The 15,564-nt window shown below is 41.9% G+C and carries 14 protein-coding genes; 7 read left to right on the top strand and 7 right to left on the bottom strand.

The genetic code is table 11. The features are described from left to right. Window positions 1–165: 165 nt before the first annotated feature. Complete coding sequence (gene gnd, locus ABVF21_RS07820) at window positions 166–1,065, bottom strand: phosphogluconate dehydrogenase (NAD(+)-dependent, decarboxylating) (protein WP_303532733.1); 900 nt, start codon at window positions 1,063–1,065, stop codon at window positions 166–168. Window positions 1,066–1,219: 154 nt separating this feature from the next. Between gnd and ABVF21_RS07825 the strand changes: the two genes are divergently transcribed. Continuing rightward, complete coding sequence (locus tag ABVF21_RS07825) at window positions 1,220–2,077, top strand: MurR/RpiR family transcriptional regulator (RefSeq protein ID WP_194218202.1); 858 nt, start codon at window positions 1,220–1,222, stop codon at window positions 2,075–2,077. 153 nt (window positions 2,078–2,230) lie between these two features. After that, the gene (locus ABVF21_RS07830; protein WP_371017957.1) at window positions 2,231–3,343 is read left to right on the top strand and encodes an NADH-dependent flavin oxidoreductase; all 1,113 of its coding nucleotides are present in this window, start codon (window positions 2,231–2,233) and stop codon (window positions 3,341–3,343) included. A gap of 42 nt (window positions 3,344–3,385) precedes the next feature. Here ABVF21_RS07830 and ABVF21_RS07835 read toward each other — a convergent pair whose 3' ends face one another. The 3 genes from ABVF21_RS07835 to ABVF21_RS07845 all read right to left on the bottom strand — a co-directional run bounded on the left by ABVF21_RS07835 (window position 3,386) and on the right by ABVF21_RS07845 (window position 6,743). Then, complete coding sequence (locus ABVF21_RS07835; RefSeq protein WP_371017925.1) at window positions 3,386–3,703, bottom strand: DUF1330 domain-containing protein; 318 nt, start codon at window positions 3,701–3,703, stop codon at window positions 3,386–3,388. After that, window positions 3,675–5,945 carry a molybdopterin-dependent oxidoreductase gene (locus ABVF21_RS07840; protein ID WP_371017926.1) on the bottom strand — a complete coding sequence of 757 codons (2,271 nt, stop codon included), beginning with the start codon at window positions 5,943–5,945 and terminating at the stop codon, window positions 3,675–3,677. The genes ABVF21_RS07835 and ABVF21_RS07840 overlap by 29 nt, the downstream gene beginning before the upstream one ends. Before the next feature lie 102 nt (window positions 5,946–6,047). Beyond that, window positions 6,048–6,743, bottom strand: a complete 696-nt coding sequence (locus ABVF21_RS07845) for a LuxR C-terminal-related transcriptional regulator (RefSeq protein WP_371017927.1) — start codon at window positions 6,741–6,743, stop codon at window positions 6,048–6,050. A gap of 135 nt (window positions 6,744–6,878) precedes the next feature. Here ABVF21_RS07845 and ABVF21_RS07850 point away from each other — a divergent pair, with 135 nt between their 5' ends. Genes ABVF21_RS07850 through ABVF21_RS07860 form a run of 3 tightly spaced genes read left to right on the top strand, consistent with a single transcriptional unit; the run spans window position 6,879 to window position 10,547 of the window. Then, window positions 6,879–7,769 (top strand): R2-like ligand-binding oxidase, encoded by an 891-nt coding sequence (locus ABVF21_RS07850; protein ID WP_371017928.1) that lies wholly within the window; start codon window positions 6,879–6,881, stop codon window positions 7,767–7,769. Between the two features lie 18 nt (window positions 7,770–7,787). Next, window positions 7,788–9,314, top strand: a complete 1,527-nt coding sequence (locus tag ABVF21_RS07855; protein WP_303532741.1) for an aldehyde dehydrogenase family protein — start codon at window positions 7,788–7,790, stop codon at window positions 9,312–9,314. 18 nt (window positions 9,315–9,332) lie between these two features. Beyond that, window positions 9,333–10,547 (top strand): iron-containing alcohol dehydrogenase, encoded by a 1,215-nt coding sequence (locus ABVF21_RS07860; RefSeq protein WP_303532742.1) that lies wholly within the window; start codon window positions 9,333–9,335, stop codon window positions 10,545–10,547. A 34-nt stretch (window positions 10,548–10,581) separates the two neighbouring features. Here the strand turns inward: ABVF21_RS07860 and ABVF21_RS07865 are convergent, their stop codons facing one another. Beyond that, a complete protein-coding gene (locus tag ABVF21_RS07865; protein ID WP_303532744.1) occupies window positions 10,582–11,199 on the bottom strand; it encodes an NAD(P)-dependent oxidoreductase in 618 nt (205 codons plus the stop codon). 77 nt (window positions 11,200–11,276) lie between these two features. Beyond that, window positions 11,277–12,473, bottom strand: a complete 1,197-nt coding sequence (locus ABVF21_RS07870) for a class I SAM-dependent rRNA methyltransferase (RefSeq protein ID WP_371017929.1) — start codon at window positions 12,471–12,473, stop codon at window positions 11,277–11,279. 134 nt (window positions 12,474–12,607) lie between these two features. Between ABVF21_RS07870 and ABVF21_RS07875 the strand changes: the two genes are divergently transcribed. Both ABVF21_RS07875 and ABVF21_RS07880 read left to right on the top strand, forming a co-directional pair. Beyond that, on the top strand, window positions 12,608–12,730 hold the full coding sequence (locus ABVF21_RS07875; protein ID WP_371017930.1) for a hypothetical protein: 123 nt from the start codon (window positions 12,608–12,610) through the stop codon (window positions 12,728–12,730). An 86-nt stretch (window positions 12,731–12,816) separates the two neighbouring features. Further along, window positions 12,817–14,151 carry an MFS transporter gene (locus ABVF21_RS07880; protein ID WP_303532749.1) on the top strand — a complete coding sequence of 445 codons (1,335 nt, stop codon included), beginning with the start codon at window positions 12,817–12,819 and terminating at the stop codon, window positions 14,149–14,151. 81 nt (window positions 14,152–14,232) lie between these two features. Here the strand turns inward: ABVF21_RS07880 and ABVF21_RS07885 are convergent, their stop codons facing one another. Next, window positions 14,233–15,564, bottom strand: coding sequence for a hypothetical protein (locus ABVF21_RS07885; RefSeq protein WP_371017931.1), 1,332 nt, complete (start codon window positions 15,562–15,564; stop codon window positions 14,233–14,235).

The following is a 15,564-nucleotide window of genomic DNA, read 5'->3' on the forward strand; positions in this document are numbered from 1 at the left end:
ATTGTAATCGATCTATTCACTGACTAGTATAGCTTTTCGTAGTCCTTATTACGAACTTGCCTATGATGAAGACCTGTAAGCGCGTTCAATTAACGCAAGATGTTTTGGGAAGAAAAGATCAGGAAGCATGTTTATATAAACATGCTCCCTCCTTTATCTTCTAAATTAATTGCTTTTTTCAGTTGCGTGACCGCCAAACTCATTACGAAGCGCGGCTACAACTTTACCTGTAAATGTATCGTCTTCTAAAGAGCGATAGCGCATCATTAATGCAAGAGCAATAACAGGCGTTGCTGTCTGAAGATCAAGAGCTGTTTCTACTGTCCATTTCCCTTCACCTGAAGAGTTCATAACACCACGAATCTCATCAAGGTTAGCATCTTTAGAGAATGCCTGCTCTGTTAATTCCATTAACCATGAGCGAATAACAGAACCGTTGTTCCATACGCGCGCCACTTTCTCGTAGTCAAAATCATATTCGCTTTTGCTTAATAGATCAAAGCCTTCTGCAATGGACTGCATCATACCGTATTCCACGCCGTTATGAACCATTTTTAGGAAGTGTCCACTACCTGATTCTCCCGCATAAAGGTAACCATCTTCTACACAAATATCTTTAAACAGTGGTTCGATCGTTTTGAAAACTTCGCTATCTCCACCAATCATTGTACAAGCGCCATTACGAGCTCCTGACTTACCACCGCTTGTACCAACATCAAAGAAAGAAATTCCCTTTTCTAGGAGCATCTCACCTCGGCTTTTTGAATCTTTGTAGTGAGAGTTTCCTCCATCAATGACAATGTCACCACGATCAAGAAGTGTCGACAATTCTGTTGTCACAGCTTGAGTAATCTCACCTGCAGGAACCATCATCCAAAGAATACGAGGCGTTTCTAGTGCTTCTACAACATCCTTAAGAGAAGACTTACCATTAAAACCTTCTTCGTTCATTTTTTGTACTTGCTCATCATTAGCATCATTTACAACAACGTTATGTCCATGATCACGTAAGTTTAAAGCAAGGTTGTATCCCATTTTACCTAAACCAATTAATCCGACGTTCATATTAAAAACTCCTTAAGTGAATGAAATATTTTTTCCTGTAATTTAATTATACATTAAATATTTTTTGTTTCAATTGGTTGAGTGGAATCTATTTTCATCTCAATTGTAATCGGTTACAATTATACAATCAGGAGTGATAGAGAGGAGAATGTAAATGTCCGATACGGAAACCCGTCACTGCCTTCCAAGAATTCGCTCTTCCTATTCGCAATTTAGCGAAAAAGAACGACAGGTGGCGGATTATATTTTGAACCATTCTAATAAAATTATCCATAGTACCATTAATCAGGTGGCAGAAGATTTAAACGTTGCAGATGCAACTGTTTTCCGCTTTTGTAAGCGAATTGGCTTTAAAGGCTTTCAAGCGATGAAAATTGCCCTTGCTGCGGAAATCGTGAATCCCATTCAGGATATCCATGAGACCATCACAGAAACGGATTCAACGAAAGAGGTAGCAGAAAAGGTCCTCCGTTCCAACATACGAACGCTTGAAGATACGTATCACATACTCGATAATGCAACCATTGATCAAGCTGTGCAGATTTTATTAAATGCAACTCATATTGAATTCTACGGAAATGGTGGTTCTGGGATTATTGCGATGGACGCCCAGCATAAGTTTATTCGAACAGGATTACGCTCCACCTCTTATAGTGATGCACATTTACAAATCATGTCCGCTTCTCAGCTATCAAGTAGCGATGTGGCTGTCTTAATTTCTCATTCTGGAACGAACAAAGATATGCTTCGTGTAGCTGACATCGCAAAAGAAACAGGTGCAACGACGATCGCCATCACAAATCTGGCGACATCACCGCTAAGTAAAAAAGTCGATATTCCTCTCTATACTGTTTCACAAGAAACCGATTTCCGCTCTGAAGCGCTCGCATCAAGAATTGCACAGCTAAGTCTCGTTGATGCGCTTTATGTGAACGTCATGATCGCACGAAAAGAAAAATCTAAGCACTCTCTTCAGCTTATGCGAGAGGCAATCTCTTCTAAGCGAATATAGCCTCATACTAAAACCCGCCATAATTGGCGGGTTTTAATATAGGTTTTACTAACACATCATAAAAGCACATTGAAAGACAAGGAAAGAGCTGTCATGCTAAACTGTAAGAGTTGTAATTACAGTACGTGTATTAAAAGGAGGACAACAATGACTATGAATCGAAAAATGCTTCAATCTTATACTCTACCTTCTGGCGTAGAATTAAAAAACCGTGTCATGCTTGCTCCAATGACAAACTTCTTATCAAATGATGATGGTACAGTATCCGCACAAGAGCTTGCTTATTATGAAAAGCGTTCTGGTGGAGTTGGCGCAGTTATTACGGCATGTGCTTATGTGCTCCCACACGGGAAAGGCTTTGCTGGTGAAATTGGCGCTAACCGTGATGAACAGATTCCTGGTTTGAAGAAATTAGCTGACACCATTCATGCAGAAGGTGCAAAGGCGATTCTACAAATATTCCACGGAGGTAGAATGTGCCCTCCTGAGCTCGTTCCGAATGAAGAAATTCTTAGCGCAAGTGCTGTACCCGCTGAGCGTGAAGGTTCGAAAACTCCTCGTGCAATGACAGAAGACGAAATTCAAGAAACAATCCGTGCTTTCGGCGAAGCAACGCGAAGAGCTATCGAAGCTGGGTTTGATGGTGTTGAGCTTCATGGTGCCAATACGTACCTTCTTCAACAGTTCTTTTCTCCGCATTCTAACCGCAGAGAAGACACATGGGGTGGCAGCCTTGAAAATCGTATGAAATTCCCATTAGCTGTTCTAGAATCTGTTCAGGAAGCAATTAAAAAGCATGCTAATGGCGCTTTCGTTCTTGGCTATCGGATCTCACCTGAAGAACGGGAAAATCCTGGAATCACAATGGATGATACGCTTCAGTTTGTTGATGAGCTTGCTTCACGAAACTTGGACTATGTTCACGTTTCACTATCTGACTTCTATCAAGGTTCAATGCGCGAAGAAGATGCTACACCACGCATGGAGATGATCAAAGAACGAATTGGTCACAACGTTCCTGTCATTGGTGTCGGCTCACTTCATACTCCTGATGAAGTGGAAAAAGCGCTTGAGACTGGTGTACCTCTTATTGCTCTTGGCCGTGAAATGATCATGGAGCCGAACTGGGTTGAGAAAGTTCAAAACGGTGACGAAGATAGCATTCGAGTGACGTTACGAAAAGACGCTCAGCAAGAACTTGTATTACCTGATCCACTCTGGAATGCCATTTTTAGCGTACCAGGCTGGTTCCCAATCGAAGAATAGAAAAAAGCAAAGCCCCCGCGTTTTAAAGTGCGGGGGCTTTGCTCATTTTAGAACGGGGCTTAAATCCTCTAACTTCTCAAATAAATGCCAGACAAAATCATCGACTCCAAGCTCACGATGTGGGTGCAAATCCTCAAGATCTGGATCACTTACATATTTGTATATACCTTCTTTGGATTCCCATTCAACAATCATCATCACTTGTCTCGGCTCGATATCCCCTTCTGGTGATGAATGTAACTTGCCAATCGCAACAACCTTCCCTCCGTATTTACGTACTGGCTCCTCTGCCCTTTTTGCGTATTCAGCATATTCTTCTCCATCTTTTACGTTAAATAGATTCAGAGCGTACAAAGCCATGTTCATTCCTCCCACTATTTGCTTTTCTAACGACAATCGGTATACCATTTAATACAGCTGTTCCTGAAACAGCATCACGTTTTTTTTCATTACTTAATATATTCATATTGACGCCTTTATTTTTCTTAGCCACCGTCATTTTCGTCCCATCTAGGTTATGACCATATCCATGTGGGATGCTGCCTACTCCAGGCATAATGTCTTCTGTTAATGCTACATTTACTTCAAGACTACCTGTATCTGATAGAACTTGTGCGAGGTCATCATCTTGAAGGTCAAGTCGCTTGCCATCTTCTGGGTGAAGCAATAACGTACAGCGATCCTTCCCCTTCATAAGAACAGGCAAATTATGCATCCAGGAATTGTTTGATCGTAAATTTCTTCGACCGATCAATACCATATCTACTTGTTCAGACGATTCTTCTTTAAGTCTTGCCACGTCTTTTACAATGACTTCAGGGGCTAACTCAACCTTACCTGTGTGAGTCAGTAATACTTCAGGAATTCTTGGCTTTAACGCTCCTAAATCAATTCCGTGCGGGTTTTGTTCAAGTTTATTTAGGCTTAAACCACCTTGCTTTTTGAAATGGTCTCCATAAGGACCTGACCTAAGCATATAATCAAGCATTCTCTCTGGACCAATTCTGCCCTCAAGGACGCTAATAATTTCTTTCGGATCCTGGTCGAAAAGTGGCGATTGTTCATTTTGCACGTCTTTTTTAATGAGGTAATGAATCGATTTCTCATCTAATTTCGCTGCTGCATTGTCATCAGGCTCTTCTTCTCCAACTAATGTCGCAAGCTTTAGGAGGATTTCCCACTCATCCAGCTGGGATTCTTTCTTTTCGAAAACAGGAGGCGAGTAGTGAGAAATGTTTCGAACAGACAGTTGATAAAATGAAAGATCATAGTGTGAGCGTTCAAGTGGTGTAGGAGCTGGAAGAATCACGTTAGCATTTCTTGTTGTTTCATTCAGGTAACAGTCAATGCTTACCATAAAGTCGAGATTTTTAATGCCGTTTTGTAAGCGCTCACTATTTGGTGTTGACAAGATAGGATTACCAGCTACAGTTACAAATGCACGGATCTGTCCTTCCCCTGGCGTATCCATTTCTTCTGCTAAACACGCAACTGGAAGCTCACCGAGTACTTCTGGCAGTTCGCTCACTCTGCTTCTAAAGCGATCAAATCGGTAGCCTTTTTTCTTAGATGTCTTGCCACCGGCTGCAGGTGTTGTGAACATAACACCACCTTCGCGATCAAGATTACCTGTCACAACATTGATCACATCAATCAACCAGCTATTTACTGTGCCAAATGTTTGTGTACATGTCCCCATTCTTCCATACACAGCAGCACACGTTGCGGAAGAAATATCCCTTGCAATGGTGCGAATCGTTTCTGAATCGAGACCACATATCGAAGCAACCTTATCAGGTGGAAAATCTTTCGCGAGCTCTTTCACTGTTTCAAGTCCATTCACATGACCCGATAGGTGAGCTTCCTTCGCTAACTTTTCATCAAACAACGTATGGAGGATACTAAACAAAAAATAACCATCTGTTCCTGGTTTAATAAAATGATGATCATCTGCTACTTTAGCTGTGGCTGTACGAATGGGATCAACAACAACAAGACGCCCACCGCGATCTTGTAATGCCTTCAGCCTTCCTCTCATATTTGGTCCTGTCATTAAGCTACCATTTGAAACAATTGGATTCGCTCCGATCACAAGAAAATACTGCGTTCGATCGATATCAGGGATCGGTATACTGAAATCACTACCATACATAAACTCAGCTGCTAGCTGCTTTGGAATCTGATCGACTGTGCTTGCTGAATATTGATTTCGACTACCGAGAGCACGAAGAAAGAGAGGTAAATAAAGTAAACCTGAGAGATTATGAACATTAGGGTTACCGAGGTAGACGCCCACTGCATCGCGACCATACTTTTCAATCACACGACGAAGCCCTTTCCTAACTTCCTTAAAAGCCTCCTCGTAGCTTACTGTAAACCACTCTGTTCCTTTTCGAATCATTGGCTCTCGAATGCGCTCTGGATCATGATGAAGTTCTTTTAAACTAAATCCTTTCGGGCACAAATATCCCTTACTGAAAGGATCTTTCTTATCACCCTCAATATGCGTTACTTCTCCATTCATCGTGTGAATTTCTAAGCCGCATGTGGCTTCACAGAGCGGGCAAGTACGGTAGTGAATCTTCTCCTCAGCAGTGGTCATCGCATATTCCTCCTTATGTTCGTTTAAATACCAACTGGTTAGTATTTAAAGTTTACTGAAAATTCCATCACTATTCAAGGGAAAGTAAAAGGATTCCGTTAGTTACAGAATCCATTTTTCTCTTAATGCTTTTGCAACTGCTTCGGCACGATGATTAGCTTGTAACTTTCGAATCGCCGTACTTATATAATCTCTCGCTGTAAAATCACTGATTCGTAATAACCTGGCCATTTCTTTCGTACTGCAGCCATCAGCTGCATATTGAAGAACTTCTGTCTCACGTTTGCTTAAGGGGTTAGGTGACTGAGAGATTGGTGGGAGCATATAAGCAATTGCCTGTTGAAAATAAATCATCACATCATCAATAAGCCCTTGATGAACCGTAACACCCTCTTCGTTTTCATCAATTAGGACACAGCCAATAGCAATTCGCTCAATGCTTAATGGAATAATTAAGACAGATGTTAAATTATAAGCTTCGATATATTCTGTGGGGAAGAGCTGATGATGCTGATCCATCACCAGGAAAGAAGGCTTGTTACTTAGAAGGACTCGTTGAATGGGTGGGATGCGCCGTATATCCTCACGTATAGCGCTCATAGAAAACACTCCACTACGATCAACGCGAAGAATGCCTTCTCCAACACCTGTAAAATAGGAAAAAGTAAAGAGACTGGCACGCATGAATGGAAAATGGGCAAGACATTGTTTCATCATTACTTCGCAACGTTGGATCGGATCTTTCATCTCTAACATCCGATGAAAAGATCGCATCCACGTTTCCTCATGCATCGACATGATTCACCCCTATCTTTTCAGGAATCGAACTGCCGTACAAAAATCGTTAAACTGTATATGTAAGCGTTTTCTCTGATAGCTCCTTCATTATAAAATTTGCTAGAATAAATCGCAAGTATTGAAAGGTGGTCAAAGATGCGGAAAGAAATGATAACGACAAGCAACCGCGGACTTCAGGAAGATTCCTTACCATTTCGTCTTTATCAAAAAGCGAAGAAATTTGGCGGATGGGACCCAAGAGAGATTGATTTTACACAAGACGTAAAAGATTGGCAGTTTCTAACCGGGGATCAACAAGAAGAGATACTGAGACTTATTTCTCAATTTCAGGCTGGTGAAGAAGCAGTCACATTGGACCTTCTGCCATTAATCATGGTGATCGCACAAGAAGGAAGATTAGAAGAAGAGATGTACTTAACAACTTTTCTTTTTGAGGAAGCAAAGCACACGGAATTCTTTCGTTTGTTTCTAAATAAGATTGGTCAAACCGGGGACCTGTCCCGTTTTCACTCCGACACCTATCGTAAAATTTTTTATTCTATATTACCGGAAGCAATGGGGAAACTCCACCAGGACCATTCTTCTGAAGCGCTAGCTGAAGCTTCTACTGTCTACAATATGTTTGTGGAAGGGGTTCTTGCTGAAACAGGCTATTTTTCTTTCTACGAATCTCTTGATAAAGCCAAGGTTATGCCAGGATTAATGAAAGGCGTTGGATTGCTTAAAAAAGATGAATCACGTCATATCGGCTATGGAACCTTCTTGTTACAGCGCCTGATTGCTGAACACCCCCACCTCTTTGAGATTGTGCAAAATAAGATGAATCAGCTCGCCCCACTTGCAGAGCAGTTAACACAGGAAGGAATAGGAGAAAAAACACATAGCGCATTCGGAAATACACTTGATGCCACAATGGCCTTTTCTATGAAACAGTTATCGGTAAGGATGGACATCCTTGCACGCGCAAAAGGAAAAGACATCAACGAGATTTACCGTACTTCTGAATCCGATGTTGGCGTTCTTTAAAGTAAAGGAGGAAGAGCTATGTCAGTAAACGTAGAAATAAAGTCATTTCCGCTTTTTATTAATGGAGAATGGTCTCCTTCAGAAAGTGGTCAACTGTTCGAGGTGATGAATCCTGCTACTGGAGATGTAATCGCAAAAGTAACGAGCGGTAACGCTAAAGATGTTGACCGAGCTGTAGAGGCAGCATCCAAAGCATTCAATAATGAAGAATGGCGTGAGATGCCTCCAAAAGAGCGATCGAAAGTCCTTTATTCCATCGCTCAGAAAATCATGGAAAATGCAGAAGAACTTGTTGCCTTAGAAGCGCTCTCTTCAGGTGGCACAGTTAGAAGACTTGGATCCAATGACATCATTCAGATGGTGGATCTATTCCAGACTCTCGGTAAATTTGTGCTCGATTACACCTATTCAGAAACACTGCCCTCTCCTCCCTTTCCAGGACCAGCTCATAACTTTATCTGGCGTGAGCCAATCGGGGTCTGTGCCGCCATAACGCCATGGAACATGCCTATGCTTATTGCAACGTGGAAGATCGCACCTGCCCTTGCCATGGGGAACACCATCGTTATTAAACCAGCGAGTTATACACCACTTACAACCCTCCGCCTCGCTGAAATTATTTCTGAAATAGTTCCCAGAGGAGTAATAAATGTTGTCACGGGTAGTGGAAAAGACGTTGGTGAACCACTCGCTACGCACCCTAAAGTCGATAAGATAGCTTTCACTGGTTCTACTGAAGTGGGACGTCACATTATGAGTCTAGCTTCTAAAACAGTGAAGAACACAACGCTTGAACTTGGTGGGAAATCACCTTCCATTATCCTGGATGATGCAGATCTTTCAATCGCCCTTCCTGGCAGTCTGTTCGGCGTCTTCCTTCACTCTGGTCAATTGTGCGAATCCGGAACGAGACTCTTTGTTCCAGATAAACTGTATGATCAGGTAATCAATGGACTCAAAGAGCTTTCTGAGAAGCTTGTGATTGGGAATCCAATTGATCAGGCGACAGATATGGGTCCGGTGGTTTCTGCTACGCAAAAAGAAGCGATCTTATCATATATTGAGAAAGGTAAGCGGGAAGGGGCTCGTCTTATTTGTGGCGGGAATGTAGTTAACGTGAAGGGCTGTGAGAAAGGACATTTTATTGCTCCAACAATTTTTGCCGATGTCACGAACGACATGACGATCGCCAAAGAAGAAATCTTCGGGCCTGTGCTTTCTGTTATCCGGTATAGCGATGTTGATGATGCCATCCGTATGGCGAACGATACGATTTACGGACTAGCAGCAGGTGTTTGGTCAACTGATGTGAATAAAGCCTATAAGGTGGTAAGAAAACTGCGTGCCGGTGTTGTTTGGATAAATGATTGGCATATGCTCAGAAATGATGCACCGTTTGGCGGATACAAACAAAGTGGTATTGGTAGAGAAATGGGCAAGCATTCTCTTGACGCATATACTCAGGTGAAGCATGTGCACACCTCCATGGTGCCAGAAATCGAACGGAGAAATTGGTACAGTCTTCTCTTGTCTAACCAATCTTAATAAAGGAGGTAAAACTGTATGACATTAACATATTCTCAATATATGCTTCGAACGGCCATTCATAGCGGGGCAGGAACTCGGGCACTTGTACCCGATCTGTTCAGAGGACTTCAAGCAAAGCGTGTGGTTCTCTTTAGTGACCACGGACTTGAAAAAGCTGGTGTCGTTGAAAAGATCAAAGAGATATTCGAGCTGACACCACATGGGACTGGCCCTGAACTTGCAGGGGTTTATCTTGATATCAATCAAGATGCAGGGAGTCATGATGTTAATGCAGCGCTTCAATTTGCCAGGGAAGTAAGTGCGGATGGGCTACTCGCTGTTGGCGGTGGCAGCGTGATGGACACCGTGAAAGGGGTGAAATACGCCCTTCACAACGGATTAACTGATATTAAAGAAGCTATTCCAGGAGGACTTCTCTATTTATCCTGGCCAGAGGCCACTCATATACCAATTCCCCACATCTCGATCCCTACAACCGCTGGTACAGGATCAGAGGTATCTCCTATTGCCGTGATTTATAACGAAGAAATCAAGATGAAGACAAACATTATTCATCCATTTATTAATGCCGATATGGCTATATTGGATCCAGAATTGACAACGGAATTACCACCTATCATTACGGCTTTTACTGGATTTGATGCGTTAACTCACGCAATTGAAGCATTCGCCTCACCATCAGCCACATCGCTAACTGATGCTTATGCCCTCCAGTCTATTCGCTTGATTGAGTCACATCTCTCAACTGCCGTCAACCAGGGAGATAACCTCACAGCACGTATGGAAATGCTCCAAGCGAGTATGATGGGTATAACGGCATTTAGCTTCGCCCTTAATGCCATTCCTGTGCATAATTTTGCGCATGCGTACGGAGCTCTTTTCCGCATTCCACACGGCCTTGCGAATGCCGTTTTTCTTCCAGTTGTGATGGAAATGCTCCCTAATCTCTATCTTCCAAAAATAAAGGAACTTGCTAGTGCCCTTCATTTAGAGACAACCGGCAAGAATAATGACACGTTGCTACAAGTTGTCATTCATAAACTAAAAGAAATGCAGCAGAACGTTGGTCTTCCAGCTAATTTCAAAGATTATGACATTAAGCCTGATGCACTTGACGCTACAATCGCAGCGGTAAAAATGGATCCTGCTGCTCTCAATTATCCACTTCCACCAGAATTAATTCGCGCAGTTGGCGAGCGCGTCATTCATTCCCAGAAGGTATCCGTATAACCGAAAGAACCGTGAAGCTTAAGCTTCACGGTTCTTAGTATGCAAGTCCGATCGATTCTCGAATGTAGAGATGATCTGTTACGGTATGAAGCATAAAATCAGCTACATCTGATCGAGCGATGCGACGTCCGCCTTTTGGAATGCCACTTCGCGCTTTCCGATACTCTCCAGTCCGATCATCATTCGCTAATCCCATTGGACGAGCCACTGTCCACTCTGCTTCACTTGCAGCAAGAAGGTCGACTGCTCTTCGATGATCAGCAAGGACGTTCTGCAACAGCTTGCCTGCAATAAACCCTGTCACTCCAGGAATCTCTTTATTAATCCCAGCAGAAGCCATATAAACGATCCGCTTTACATCATGAATACTCATCGCATCGAGGATATTTGCCATCATTGTAGAAAGATCTGTTGTTTTTCCAAGACCTTTAGCACCCAAACATGAAATAACGGCATCAACGTCAGAAGTTATCGCCTGCTTCACATCAGCAGACTGCATCGCATCGCCAATTTCAACTGATAAATTTTTGTGAGTCGTTTCAAGTTTTGAAGGTGTTCGAACAAATGCAGTGACGGTATGGCCCGCTGCAATGGCCTGTTTCACAAAAGCATTTCCTGTACCGCCTGTAGCTCCGAAAACAATTAGTTTCATGAGTACCACCTCTCCCTCTATTCAACGATCTTTCCTTTTTTATCCCCGTTAATAGTTATCAGTGAAACGCGAATAACCTATTTTATTTTCTTTATGAAAACAACCTTAAGATAGTTTCCTTCACGAAACTCTTTGATTGTACGAAAATCTTCAGGTAGTGTAAATTCTTCAAGCAGCTCATATTTGCCGTTCGTTTCTTTAAATGCCTGATCAATAAACCCTTTAAACTTCTTCATATCATAGCCGCTATAGTTCGTTGAAGCGACAATCACACCATTATCTTCCGTAATTGAAATTGCGTCTTTCAACAGATCTTTATAATCTTTAGCAGCACTAAATGTATGTTTCTTAGAACGCGCAAAACTTGGAGGGTCAAGAATCACCATATCAAAAGATAAATTCTTTTTAACGGCGTACTTGAAGTATTTAAATACATCCATCACGAGGATGTTTTGCTCTTCATAATCAATGCCATTGACGCTAAACTGCTCGATCGTCTTATTCAAGCTTCGATTAGCAAGATCAACGCTTGTTGTACCCGTCGCACCACCTTCAACCGCAAATACCGAGAAAGCACCTGTGTAGGAGAACGTATTTAATACTGTTTTTCCCTTCGCGTATTGATCACGGATTAGCTTTCGAACAGGGCGCTGATCAAGAAATACTCCAACCAAGGCACCTTCATTTAAATACACTGCAAAGTTCACGCCATTTTCTTTCACAATTAGCGGAAATTCGCCGCGTTCTCCTTCAACAAAATCATCATCTTCTACATACTGACCTTTCGCATCAAAGCGTTTCTTCTCATAGATACCTTTAAAATCCACAAGCTGTTTTAACGCCTCTACCACAACATTTTTAAACGAATAAATCCCTTCACTGTACCAGTTAATAAGGTAATAACCGTCGAAATAATCGATGGTTACGCCTCCCAGGCCATCTCCTTCCCCATTCACCACGCGAAATGCCGTTGTTGTTGGATCTTCAAAGAACGAAGTACGATGACGAAGGGCTTGCTGGATTTTCCTCACAAAAAAGTCCTGATCAATTGCTTCTTGTTCATTTTGTGAGAGCACCCAGCCATACCCCTTGTTTTGCCTTCCATAATAGCCTCTAGCAATAAACTGACCTTTCTCATCTTCTAGTCTTAGAATCGTCCCTTCTTCTTTCAAGACGTCTGCATTCACAATCGCTTCCTTGAATATAAGGGGATATCCTTTATAAAATTTCTTTTGATGCTTTACTTGCACCTGCACGCTTCGTTCGTTCCTCATCGTGTCATCCTAACTTTTCAAGTTTTTTAATCTGCTTGCATTATATCACGTATCCTACCTGCTCCATAAACCGAACTTCCCTCTGGATAAATAGGTTGATTCATTCAGAAACTAATGACGAAAGGTGGTGATGAATGGTGAAAACGAAAACAGGAACGGATATTGAGACAGTGAAACGTCTCAATGCAAATTCAGGGCTTACCTATAACCAGGCAAAAGAAATGTTGGCTAAAAAGACGCTGAAAGAAAAGAGTTAATTTCATTGAAACCGTGAAATGAGACGAATCATGCGCTTATCGTTTACAATAAGCTGGTGCTTTACTAACGCATCAGGAGGGTTTTAATGAACGAGAAAACAACTTCAAGCTATTTCAAAACCATTCTTCTTTTAAGTGTGGCGGTCTGGCTTGTTGTCATGAATACAACAATGTTTAATGTTGCTTTACCAAATGTATTAACTGAATTTAACCTTTCCCCTGCAGATGGCGCCTGGATTGTGTCTGGATACTCCATTATCCTCGCAATTTTCACGATTACGTATACTCGTCTATCGGATTATTTACCGATCAGACGCCTCTTAATTGCAGGGATTGTCATATTTGGACTCGGATCAGTTCTTGGCTTCTTTTCAGAGACATTTCCACTACTATTAGCTGCACGTCTTTTACAAGCAACCGGAGCAGCTGCAATACCTGGACTATCTATGGTTTTTGCGGGACGATTTATTCCATTCTCAAGTCGCGGACGGGCGATGGCCATGATTGCTTCAGCATCATCGCTCGGGTTCGGACTTGGCCCTGTCGTTGGGGGAGTCGTAACGGAGTATCTTGATTGGAATTATCTTTTCACTGTAACTTTATTTGTAGTTTTACTCATACCAATTCTCTTTCGTCGTCTTCCGGAAGAGGAGGTTCGTAAAGGAAGCTTTGACATTATAGGAGGACTATTGACAGGGGCTACTGTTACAAGCTTTCTACTCTATATTTCAACTTTTAATTGGCTGTTTTTAGCTCTGGGCATTATCATAGGCGGACTCCTCTGGCTTCGAATTACAAGAACAGATATCCCTTTTATTCAACCGTCTCTTTTTAAAAACAAGGGATATCGAAAGCTATTGTATATGAGCTACCTTGGGTTCACGACCCACTTTGCCATTTTACTTCTTATGCCACTCATGCTTCAGAACGTTTATGAAAAAGGACCTTCTGTCGTAGGGTATATTATTTTTCCAGGCGCCATGCTTTCCGCAGTTGCCGCTATTTATGTTGGTAGACTACTTGATCGATACGGAAACATGAAAGTGATTTATCTTGCTCACGGTCTGCTTCTCATCTCCACCGTGATTTTCTATTTCCTATCACCTCTAAATGAGTACATGATTATGATTGGCTATATGTTCACAAGCTTTGGCTTCTCAAGCCTTTCATCTAGTACTACAAACGAGGTGTCACGCATTCTTCCTTCTGAAGAAATCGCCACTGGCATTGGTATGAAACAGCTCATACAATTTGTCGGGAGCGCCTCAGGATCTGTAGCTGGTGGGATCATGCTTGAACTTAACGGATTAACGTATAGCACACAATCATTCCAGCTAACGTATATCTTCTTATTGATCCTAATGGCACTATCAGCCATCATCATGTGGGTATACGCCCGCAAATTGAAAACCTCAGTATAGATCATATAAGCACTAGAAAACTAAATAACCCACCTCATGATGAGGTGGGTTTTTGATTCGACAGGAATCGGGGAGTGCCTGTCACTCGCTATGTTTCAATCCCCGATTCCAAATAAGCGGTAAGATAAGCGCGAGAACAAGGAGATACGCCCACGTACCGAATGGAACTTTTGTTAGAATGAAGTGCACTCCCCAGAATACAGGAATTAATAACGCAAATGGGATAGTCTTCCAACCATCACTTTGCCCGGCTGATTCAAAAGGCTCTGAAAAAGGAAGCGTGCCTTTCAATATTCGAAAACAAATGACACTATAAATAAGAGCGATTAAGCATACAATGATCAAATCTGGAATGATTTGAACACCGAATAAAAAGGTATAAATCGCACTGATAGCCACAAACACAGGTGCAAATAGGCGAAGTAGAAAAGCCTTTAACGTACCCTTAATAATCACGCCAGAATTTTGTATAGGTGTGACATGATAAATCCATGACCCTTTACTTTTACTCGAATATTGAAGCATGATCACTATTCCCGGAACCATCATCATGCTCGCATAAATCGTTAAATAGGAGTTACCTGAAGTAAGGGCTTCAAATGACTGCCCAGCAGAATAGCTATTATATAGAAAAACAAAAGGAAAGATCATAGCAAACCCGAGAGAAGGATAGATCTTTAGTTTTAAATCACGTTCATTCTTTAGCATTCTCCCCGCAAATTGATAAAACGCATGCTCTTCTCTGCTTCGCGTGATAAATGAAGCTAAACGTTCCATTCCCTTAAATGTCTTCTTTTTCGATGGACCAGTCTGATCGATGAGCTTAAGAAGGTTCTTCTCAAACGTAGGTAACAATGATGAATATAGCCACAGAGCGATTAGTGGTATCAATATAGCTAATGCGATAAAGATATAGTAATAAGCTCCGTTAGCCCCATTCAACACTACAGCAAACGGTGCGCCAAACCAAACTGGCGGTAAAAGGAGATTCCACCATGTTGGTGAAAAGCCTACCTCTAATCCTGCAAATTCAAAAGCACGAGCAAGTACTTGATAACCGACTACGATGGTGATCGATAGGCCAATTTGCACATAATTAATGACATCCCTTAAGCGTTCTCCGCCAAAAAATTTTAAGATGATGTAATACAGCAACGCTGTAAGCGCAACAATTAACAAATCACTAAAAAACACTGTAACGACAAATAACACTCCAAATAAAATTCCATACTGCACAGTTCCTACAATAAATGGAACAGCAACAATCGCAGCCGTTAAGAAAAATAAATATATCGTAACGTGGACAGCCCGTGCTGCACTGATCGTTCGACGATCGACAGGTCTTGTGCCAATAACCGTTTGGTCTCGTACGTCTAAAAGAACAGAAGAGAAATCTGAGATCATCGCCGTCAT

The organism is Pseudalkalibacillus sp. JSM 102089 (assembly GCF_041366475.1).
Lineage (GTDB): Bacteria > Bacillota > Bacilli > Bacillales > Guptibacillaceae > Guptibacillus > Guptibacillus hwajinpoensis_B.

Bases quoted from the DNA above. Each gene is read 5' to 3' on its own strand.
- ABVF21_RS07870 (WP_371017929.1), bottom strand. From the start codon at position 12,473: ATGAGGAACGAACGAAGCGTGCAGGTGCAAGTAAAGCATCAAAAGAAA.
- ABVF21_RS07825 (WP_194218202.1), top strand. From the start codon at position 1,220: ATGTCCGATACGGAAACCCGTCACTGCCTTCCAAGAATTCGCTCTTCC.
- ABVF21_RS07860 (WP_303532742.1), top strand. From the start codon at position 9,333: ATGACATTAACATATTCTCAATATATGCTTCGAACGGCCATTCATAGC.
- ABVF21_RS07875 (WP_371017930.1), top strand. From the start codon at position 12,608: ATGGTGAAAACGAAAACAGGAACGGATATTGAGACAGTGAAACGTCTC.
- ABVF21_RS07835 (WP_371017925.1), bottom strand. From the start codon at position 3,703: ATGGCTTTGTACGCTCTGAATCTATTTAACGTAAAAGATGGAGAAGAA.
- ABVF21_RS07855 (WP_303532741.1), top strand. From the start codon at position 7,788: ATGTCAGTAAACGTAGAAATAAAGTCATTTCCGCTTTTTATTAATGGA.
- ABVF21_RS07845 (WP_371017927.1), bottom strand. From the start codon at position 6,743: ATGTCGATGCATGAGGAAACGTGGATGCGATCTTTTCATCGGATGTTA.
- ABVF21_RS07885 (WP_371017931.1), bottom strand. From the start codon at position 15,564: ATGACGGCGATGATCTCAGATTTCTCTTCTGTTCTTTTAGACGTACGA.
- ABVF21_RS07865 (WP_303532744.1), bottom strand. From the start codon at position 11,199: ATGAAACTAATTGTTTTCGGAGCTACAGGCGGTACAGGAAATGCTTTT.
- ABVF21_RS07850 (WP_371017928.1), top strand. From the start codon at position 6,879: ATGCGGAAAGAAATGATAACGACAAGCAACCGCGGACTTCAGGAAGAT.
- gnd (WP_303532733.1), bottom strand. From the start codon at position 1,065: ATGAACGTCGGATTAATTGGTTTAGGTAAAATGGGATACAACCTTGCT.
- ABVF21_RS07880 (WP_303532749.1), top strand. From the start codon at position 12,817: ATGAACGAGAAAACAACTTCAAGCTATTTCAAAACCATTCTTCTTTTA.
- ABVF21_RS07840 (WP_371017926.1), bottom strand. From the start codon at position 5,945: ATGACCACTGCTGAGGAGAAGATTCACTACCGTACTTGCCCGCTCTGT.
- ABVF21_RS07830 (WP_371017957.1), top strand. From the start codon at position 2,231: ATGAATCGAAAAATGCTTCAATCTTATACTCTACCTTCTGGCGTAGAA.